We start from the raw sequence: 3,824 nt of genomic DNA, 5'->3' as shown, positions 1-3,824 counted from the left end.
TTAATTTATATCAATACATATTATTGGACAATATATACATTTCAAAAGTAACTCTAATTCTCTTATTTTCTCATAAAACAAGTATTTCTTTTGCCAGTTTTTGAGACTCTATACCGCTAATATAACAATACATTACAATTATTAATGTGTACTCAATTACTAGCTTTCACATTCATTTCTAAATCATCTTTATTTTCTTCCTTATTTTTACTTAAAAACCTTATTTTATCTACCAGTACCTCTGTTACGTATACTTTCTTGTCCTCTCTATTAACATAATTTCTCGTTTGTAATTCACCTTTTATACCCACTAAAGTACCTTTCCGGCAATACTCAACGGTATTCTCTGCTTGTTTTCCCCAAACTACACATGGAATAAAATCTGCTTCACTATCCGATCTACCACCTCTCCCAAATCGATTCAAGGCTACTGTGATATTAACAACTCCCTTTTCCTCTGATGTAAAGCGCAGTTCTGGATCCTCAGTCAATCTGCCCACCAACGTTACCTGATTAATCATATCCTATTCCTCTTTTCTATATTTAGTCACACAAGCATACTCCCTTCTATACTGCATGTAAAATAGTCAAAAAAAAAGTTTTAATTATTTTAAGAAGCTCAAAACCATCTTTCACTTTAGAACAAAATAGAAATTCGCATCTCGAATCTTGCTCAAAAATCAATATTCAAAGTTTCTGCATCTTTTGTAATGCTTTATTTTATATCAAAAGCCTGCTATTCTAAAAGCTCAACTTAGAAATCTCGACATATAAAAAAACCGCAATATAATATTGCGGCAGGTCCCTACTATTTTATATCAGTTAATGCAAACATTATCTCGGCTTCACAGACTAGCTCGTCCTCAACAGTTGCTCTGACATGCGCCTTAGCAATTGAGCCACGTAAACGAAGAATTTCAGCCTCTAGGCGTAACTGGTCACCAGGAACAACTTGGCGTTTAAATCTACAACCATCAATACCTGCAAAAAGGCCAATTTTTCCTTGATTACTTGCGACCTGCATCATAGCAATACCGCTTGTTTGGGCCAATGCCTCTACAATTAGAACTCCCGGCATAACTGGATATTGAGGGAAATGCCCATTAAAAAATTCTTCATTTGCAGTGACATTTTTGATAGCAACTACTTTCTTTTCCTCTAATTCAATCACCCTATCTACCAACAAGAATGGGTAACGGTGTGGTAATATTTTTTTTAATTTCACTAATATCTAACATTTCATACCTCCGAACAATGATACATGAATATTAATTCACCTTTTAAATCTACCTCATTTGTATTAGAAAAGCCATGCCTTTCATAAAAGCTTCTGGCATATTTGTTTTCTGGTGTAAAGCTTAGCAGTATTTTTCTGATTTTAAATTGGATCTTTATACGCTCTAACAAATACACTAGAAATTGATGGCCTAACCCATGCCCTTGATACCTCTTATCAATCATAAAGCGATCTAGCCAAATTGCATCTTGTTCATGACAACCATACATTGCAAAACCCACTAGAACGTCATTTGAATAGAGTCCTACAGGGTACCAGCCAGCCGTGTATTGAGACTCTACGACAGAGCAGGCATTTGACTCAATAAAGTTTTCTTGGCTTGGATGCACCTTAAGGTTGATGATATGATACCAATTTGATTGGTCTACATGCTCAATTCTGAGAGACAACCTACCACCTCAAACTGTTTTAGATTCTATTTTTCTTAATCCGTGCTGTATTTTCCAATAATATTCCCGTACCTATCGCAACGGCATCTAACGGATTTTCAGCCAGCAAGACAGGAACTTTTAATTCTTCAGCTAGGAGCTCATCTAAACCATGTAACAACGCCCCACCACCAGTCAGAATAACTCCACGATCAATAATATCTGCTGAAAGCTCTGGTGGTGTTTGTTCTAATACTTGTTTTGCAGCTTGCACAATAACATGAACAGACTCTCTTAAAGCTAATTCAATTTCTTCACTAGTTACTGTTATGGTTTTAGGTAATCCAGAAACTAAGTCACGGCCTCGAATGTCCATTGATTCATGCCTCGCTCCACTAGATGCAGTAGCTACATTAATTTTTAACTCCTCTGACGTTCTTTCACCTATCAGAAGGTTATACTGTCGTTTAATATACTGTAGAATATCACCATCCAGCTGATTTCCTGCGAGCTTTACTGATTTACTCGTTACAATATCGCCCATAGACAAAACCGCTATATCTGTAGTGCCACCACCAATATCTATAACCATGTTTCCACTCGGTTGGAAAATATCCATACCCGCACCTATCGCAGCGACTTTAGGCTCCTCTTCCATAAACACTTGTTTACCACCACTTTGCTCAGCGGCTTGTCTTATCGCTTTTTGCTCTACCGAAGTGATATTGGTTGGGCAACAAATTAAAATTCTGGGCTTAGAAAAGAAACCTTTTAAATCTAGTTTTTGTATGAAAAAACGTAACATTTCTTGAACAATATCGAAATCTGCAATTACACCATCTTTCATCGGTTTAATGGCTGTAATATTTCCTGGTGTTCTTCCTACCATGTTCCTCGCCTCTGTGCCCACTGCCAGAACTTCATTTGTAGTGTTATTAATTGCTACAACAGATGGTTCATTCAATACAATACCTTTTCCTTTTACGTGAATCAGAACATTTGCAGTACCTAAATCTATTCCCACATCTTTTGCCATGATTAATAATGACCCCTTTCTGTATTGTTCCTATGTATTGCTTCATACTACCTCTTTTGCATTATAGCATACTTCTTTTAACATATATATCTTTTCATCAAGAGGAAAACGAGAAAGTTTTTTACACATAAAAAAACTAGGCCAATTATACGACCTAGCATTTTTATTTATTTGGTTGCTACATTCAAGTTAGCTTTCTCGGTATTTGGTGTACGTTCAATATCTGCGCCTAATGCTTTAAGTTTAATATGGAAATTATGGTAGCCTCTATCAAGATACTTTAATTCCGTTACTTGTGTATATCCATCGGCAACCAGTCCTGCAAGAACTAAGGCAGCTGCTGCACGTAAATCTGTTGCTGCAACCTCGGCACCTTGAAGTTTAGCTGGACCAGAAATAATCACAGAATGTCCTTCAATTTTCATGTCAGCATTCATTCGACGCATTTCTTCAACATGCATGAATCTATTTTCGAAAACAGTCTCTGTCATAACACTCGTACCAGTGCTTAGCATTTGGATAACCATCATTTGTGACTGCATATCTGTGGGGAAACCTGGGTGTGGCAATGTTTTTACATCCACAGCCTTTAAATTTTTAGGACCGATAACCCGTACCCCATTGTTCTCTTCAATAATTTGAACGCCCATTTCTTCTAATTTAGCAATCAGTGAGCTAATATGTTCTGGAACCATGTCTTCGATAAGTACATTTCCTTCTGTAATAGCGGCTGCAATCATGAAAGTACCCGCTTCGATTCGGTCAGGAATAATAGAATGATCTGTTGCAGTTAGCTCCTTCACACCTTCAATACGAATAACTTCTGTTCCCGCACCAATAACACGCGCACCCATTTGGTTCAAGAAGTTTGCTAAATCTACAATTTCAGGTTCTCTTGCTACGTTCTCGATAACAGTTGTACCTTCTGCTAATGTCGCGGCCATCATGATATTCTGAGTCGCTCCAACACTAGGGAAATCAAGATATATTTTGGCACCTATTAATTTTTTTTTTGCAGTCGCTTCAATATAGCCATTTTTCAATTCTTACATTAGCGCCCATTGCTTCAAAGCCTTTTTAAATGCAAATCAACCGGACGTGAACCAATGGCACAACCTCCTGG

General features: G+C 37.1%; 3 protein-coding genes and 2 pseudogenes. All 5 read right to left on the bottom strand.

What is annotated here, in order from left to right; translation table 11 throughout:
• Nucleotides 1–152: 152 nt before the first annotated feature.
• Entirely contained in the window at nucleotides 153–521 is a 369-nt protein-coding gene (locus PROCOU_RS13780; protein WP_036073470.1) for a single-stranded DNA-binding protein, read from the bottom strand.
• 287 nt (nucleotides 522–808) lie between these two features.
• A pseudogene (fabZ, locus tag PROCOU_RS13775) lies at nucleotides 809–1,238 on the bottom strand (3-hydroxyacyl-ACP dehydratase FabZ).
• 1 nt (nucleotide 1,239) lies between these two features.
• A complete protein-coding gene (locus tag PROCOU_RS13770) occupies nucleotides 1,240–1,686 on the bottom strand; it encodes a GNAT family N-acetyltransferase (RefSeq protein ID WP_036073466.1) in 447 nt (148 codons plus the stop codon).
• 19 nt (nucleotides 1,687–1,705) lie between these two features.
• Nucleotides 1,706–2,701, bottom strand: coding sequence for a rod shape-determining protein (gene mreB / locus PROCOU_RS13765; RefSeq protein WP_036073465.1), 996 nt, complete (start codon nucleotides 2,699–2,701; stop codon nucleotides 1,706–1,708).
• A gap of 167 nt (nucleotides 2,702–2,868) precedes the next feature.
• A pseudogene (gene murA / locus PROCOU_RS13760) lies at nucleotides 2,869–3,824 on the bottom strand (UDP-N-acetylglucosamine 1-carboxyvinyltransferase); the annotation flags it as partial.

Source organism: Listeria rocourtiae FSL F6-920 (assembly GCF_000525975.1).
GTDB classification, from domain to species: domain Bacteria; phylum Bacillota; class Bacilli; order Lactobacillales; family Listeriaceae; genus Listeria_A; species Listeria_A rocourtiae.
Note: the sequence above shows the minus strand (reverse complement) of the source record. Positions and strands in the feature narration are given on the sequence as shown.

Excerpts from the sequence above, each read along its gene's own strand:
- mreB (WP_036073465.1), bottom strand. The coding sequence starts at position 2,701 with ATGGCAAAAGATGTGGGAATAGATTTAGGTACTGCAAATGTTCTGATT.
- PROCOU_RS13780 (WP_036073470.1), bottom strand. The coding sequence starts at position 521 with ATGATTAATCAGGTAACGTTGGTGGGCAGATTGACTGAGGATCCAGAA.